4 protein-coding genes are annotated in these 4,371 nt (G+C 61.7%); all 4 read right to left on the bottom strand.

The genetic code is table 11. The features are described from left to right. Positions 1-1,625, bottom strand: a 1,625-nt coding sequence (locus JOZ76_RS23740) for a PrkA family serine protein kinase (RefSeq protein WP_291702470.1), incomplete at its 3' end; no start/stop codon positions are given. A gap of 581 nt (positions 1,626-2,206) precedes the next feature. Further along, the gene (locus JOZ76_RS23735; protein ID WP_291702468.1) at positions 2,207-3,337 is read right to left on the bottom strand and encodes a hypothetical protein; all 1,131 of its coding nucleotides are present in this window, start codon (positions 3,335-3,337) and stop codon (positions 2,207-2,209) included. 273 nt (positions 3,338-3,610) lie between these two features. Then, a complete protein-coding gene (locus JOZ76_RS23730) occupies positions 3,611-3,916 on the bottom strand; it encodes a hypothetical protein (protein WP_291702465.1) in 306 nt (101 codons plus the stop codon). Positions 3,917-4,036: 120 nt separating this feature from the next. Beyond that, positions 4,037-4,371, bottom strand: a 335-nt coding sequence (locus tag JOZ76_RS23725) for an HAD family hydrolase (protein WP_291702463.1), incomplete at its 5' end; no start/stop codon positions are given.

The raw sequence follows: 4,371 nt of genomic DNA, 5'->3' as shown, positions 1-4,371 counted from the left end.
TTGGTCAGCTCCTGATTGAGCAGTTCGCGATCGAGCAGCTGACCGGTGTCGGGATCCTTGAAATCCTGGTCTTCGATCCAGGCGTCGGCATAGTCGACATAGCGGTCGAACATGTTCTGGCCGTAATCGGTGTACGATTCGAGATAGGACTTCTGGATCTCGTTGCCGATGAATTCCGCATAGCGCGGCGCGAGTTCCGCCTTGATGAATTCGAGGTACCGCTTCTCGACCTCGTCGGGAAGCTGCTCGCGACGGATCGCCTGCTCGAGGACATACATCAGGTGAACGGGGTCGGCGGCGACCTCGGCGGTATCGTGATTGTAGGCGGCTGCAAGAACCTTGAAGGCAAAGCGCGTCGAAATGCCGTCCATGCCCTCGTCCACGCCGGCCGCGTCCCTGTATTCCTGAACGCTGCGGGCCTTGGGATCCGACTCCTTCAGGCTTTCGCCGTCATAGACCCGCATTTTCGCAAACAGCGTCGAGTTTTCGTGCTTGCGCAGGCGCGACATGACCGAAAAGCGGGCCAGCGTGTCCAGCGTCGCCGGCGCACAGGGCGCGGAGGCGAGTTCGGAGGCCTGGATCAGCTTCTCGTAGATCTTCCGCTCCTCAGTCACCCGCAGCGAATACGGAACCTTGATGACGCAAATGCGGTCGATGAACGCCTCGTTGTTCTTGTTGGCCTTGAAACTCCGCCATTCCGACTCGTTCGAATGCGCCAGAATGATGCCGCCGAAGGGAATTGCGCCGATGTTTTCGGTGCCGATGTAATTTCCTTCCTGGGTCGCGGTCAAAAGCGGATGCAGCATCTTGATCGGCGCCTTGAACATTTCGACGAATTCGAGAATGCCCTGATTGGCGCGATTGAGGCCGCCCGAATAGCTGTAGGCGTCGGGATCGTTCTGGGCGAATGTCTCCAGCTTTCGGATGTCGACCTTGCCGACCAGCGAGGAAATGTCCTGGTTGTTCTCGTCACCGGGTTCGGTTTTCGCAATTGCGATCTGCCGCAACCGCGAAGGCTGGATCCTGGCGACGCGGAATTGCGAGATGTCGCCGCCGAAGGCTTCGAGCCGCTTGTAGCACCAGGGGCTCATGAGCCCGCTCAGGCGACGTCGCGGGATGCCGTATTTTTCCTCGAGCATCGGGCCGAGCGTGTCCGGATCGAACAGGCTGAGCGGGCTTTCGAACACCGGGCTGATCTCGTCGCCGGCCTTCAGCACGTAGATGGGATGGACTTCCATCAAGGATTTGAGCCGTTCGGCGAGTGACGACTTGCCGCCGCCGACCGGTCCTAGCAGATAGAGGATCTGCTTGCGCTCCTCGAGCCCCTGTGCGGCGTGACGGAAGTACCCGACGATCCGCTCGATCGTGTCTTCCATGCCGTGGAAGCCGGCGAAGGCCGGATAGGTGCGGATCGTGCGGTTGGAAAAAATACGGCCAAGGCGGGGGTCCTTGGCCGTATCGATCATCTGAGGCTCACCGATCGCGGCCAATAGTCGCTCCGCGGCATTGGCGTATTTCATCGGATCGTTTCGACACGAGTCCAGATATTCCGCCATCGACATGTCGGTTTGGCTCCGAGCCTCGAAGGATCGGGCGAAGGCATTAAACAGGGAGTCGTTGTACATGTCTCTCTCCGCGCATGTGTTCGGCCTCACCACAAGATCGCCGGAACTGCGGCGCAGCCGAGTCTTCCGAATCGGGGTGAGCGCATTAACCCTGATTGGACACTCGACCCATTCATCGGCGCAATGCACGACCTAGGCATCGGACGAATTACGAACAGGCAACTGCCCGCTTTCTGGGCGAATCGGAGCCCCGACGCCCTGATTTTCGGCGAATGTAGCCCGCCCGCAACATGCGTAAGACTACGAGGATCGCCTAGAATGAAGTCGGAAACGAACGGGAAAGTTCCATCCTTGCACGGGATTGCGTCCGCGTTGAGGTGGCCGGCCGCCAGTCCCCGCAGCTTTCAATGCGCTGCGAGAGCCTGCGAGTTTGAACCAGGCGAGACGGGTGTGGCGCGCAGAAGCGGAATCGCATCGTGGGTCCGGCACTGAAGGCCTTCCCATCGTGACAAGTTCGCCGTTGGATCGATTTCTGTCTTAACTGGACCGGTTCGAGTCAATGAAATCGGCGGCCGGTTTGCTGCCTTGCAATGTAGATCACCCCGCCGATCTGCGGTGCAGTGTCGCTTCGCCGCATCGCTTCATGAGCTTTGCCGCAGTTCGGTCGTCCCGTCCGCTCGGCGCACCGGCGCGGTGCGGACCGGCGTGCAATAGTTCGAGAACAGGTCGACGAACGGCGTCACGAACGGAATGTGACAGACGAAGCCCACAGGTCGGTATTTGACGTGGATGTTTTCCATCTGGAACATCGCAAGGCTCATGAAGGCATCCAGCCGGACGGCCTGGCTGGTGAGGCCGTTATAAGTATCCGCCTCCTTGGCGATGAATTTGGCTTTCTGCTCGGGGCTCATCGAGCTTTGCGAGGCCCACTGGCGCGCCGGCAGAAGCTGGCCGTGCAGCCGCTCGAAGCAGTAGTGCATGGCCAGCAGCTGGTGCTTGGCACTGTACCAGTGCAACGTGAGGGCGGGCTTGTCGGCGAGGATCTTGCCGTTCTCCCTCGCGCATAGCCTGACATAGCTGCCCGGCGGGTCGGAGATCACCTCGGACCTGTCGTAGCGGCAGGGCGGCGGATCGGGCGCCAGCGGCAGCCTGTGGCCGTTGTCGTCCAGCATGTTGAAATGCGGAATGTTGGCGGTGTCGTCGCAATCGAAATTGTAGACACCGAGCAGCGATTCGTTGAGCGGATCGGTGGTCGGGGTTTTGGTGTCCGCCGGGTCGCGCCCAAAATCGCTGGCCCAGTCGATGTAGATTTCCGCCTTGCGTGCGAACAGGTCGCCGTTCTGCCGCAGCACGATGCGGGCGTGCTCGTAAGGTGCGTAGCTCGCCTGCGCGTTCTTGGTCTGGATCGCCTGTGCATCGCCGTCGGCATCGATGGCGAGCGCCGCGGTGTAGTCGAAGTAGAGGATCTGCTGCAGCATCTGCGCCTCGGAAAAAGCGTCGGCGATGCTCGAGAAGGTGCTGGTCGCCGCGCTCATGTCCTCCTTGGCCTGGGCGCTGACCTTTTCCTGATAGGCGGACAGGTACTGGAAATAACCGACCAGCAGGCTGCCGATCAGCGTGATGACCGGCAATCCCCTAGCGTAGGACAGGATGCGGTTGAGGCGGTCGAAGAAGGCGCCGGCTCTGGTCCACTCGGTGCCGCCTGACGGAGCCGCGGCGCGGCTCTGGACCTTCTGGTCGGGCACTTGAAGCGGGGCGCTGATGTCTGCCATGGCGAAACTTAAGGAGTTTCCAGATCACGACCAGCGTAGCACAATCGAGGATTGTTGTCTGTGGTGCGGTTCACAGACTTCGGCGCGAGCGGCCTTGCCGTCGATCACGGCGATGGTCGGGTCAAGGCCACGACAACAAGCACCTGTCCGGAGGCTCGCGGTGGCAAAACGCATCGCGATCATCCAGCGCTGCGCAAACGCATCGCGTGTGCGCGGAGATCATGCGCAAGCAACAATCAGGAGTGTGAGGGCGGGCTAACCTGACGCCTGCGTTCAGTCGCAGACGCGCACACGGCGCCAATGGTGGCCGGTGCGAACGGACTCGAGGTGACAGCCGTCCTCGTAAGGTCCCGCGACCGGAGCAGGCCCCCAAAATGGACCGGACCACCCGACGGGAACGCCGTAATAGCCGTAGTGGTAATAAGGGTAGAAAGGAGGAGAGGGACCCCAATGAAACGCGCCGACCGTCACGCCTGCCGCAATCCGGCCATCCTGCGCCTGCGCACCGATGGGCGTCATCAACCCAATTGCCAGCACCGCGGCGACGGCAACAGTGCCTCGTCGGTTCACGATACTCATTCCAACTCCTCCATGCTGCCTGAGCGGAGATCCCTAGCACGCCGCGTGCACGGTGCCCAACCGTATTAGGCGCGACGGCGCCCCCCGCGGCGATGCGGCGATATGGCGCGCGGCGATCAACTACTCCTCGCCCGGCAATAGCTCGGTCAGCGAGCGGATGATGCGGTCGGGACGGATACTCGATCCTTCGGGCAGGCCGTCGCCATGACTGTCCATCCAGATCGCGTAGATGCCCAGCCGCTGCGGCACCTCGACCTCCCACTCCAGATTGTCGCCGATCATCCAGGTGTCGGCCGCCGCGACGCCGAGCCGCTCCATGGCGTGCCGATAGGCGCGCTCCTCCGGCTTGCCAAAGCCGTGCTCGCCCTCGATCTGGATGTGGTCGAAGCGATGCGCCAGCGCAAAGCGCTCGATCTTGGCGCGCTGGATCGCGGCGGAGCCGTTGGTCACGAGCG

Source organism: Bradyrhizobium sp., assembly GCF_019244115.1.
Classification (GTDB): Bacteria; Pseudomonadota; Alphaproteobacteria; order Rhizobiales; family Xanthobacteraceae; genus Bradyrhizobium.
This window is presented reverse-complemented; position numbering and strand designations above follow the sequence as displayed.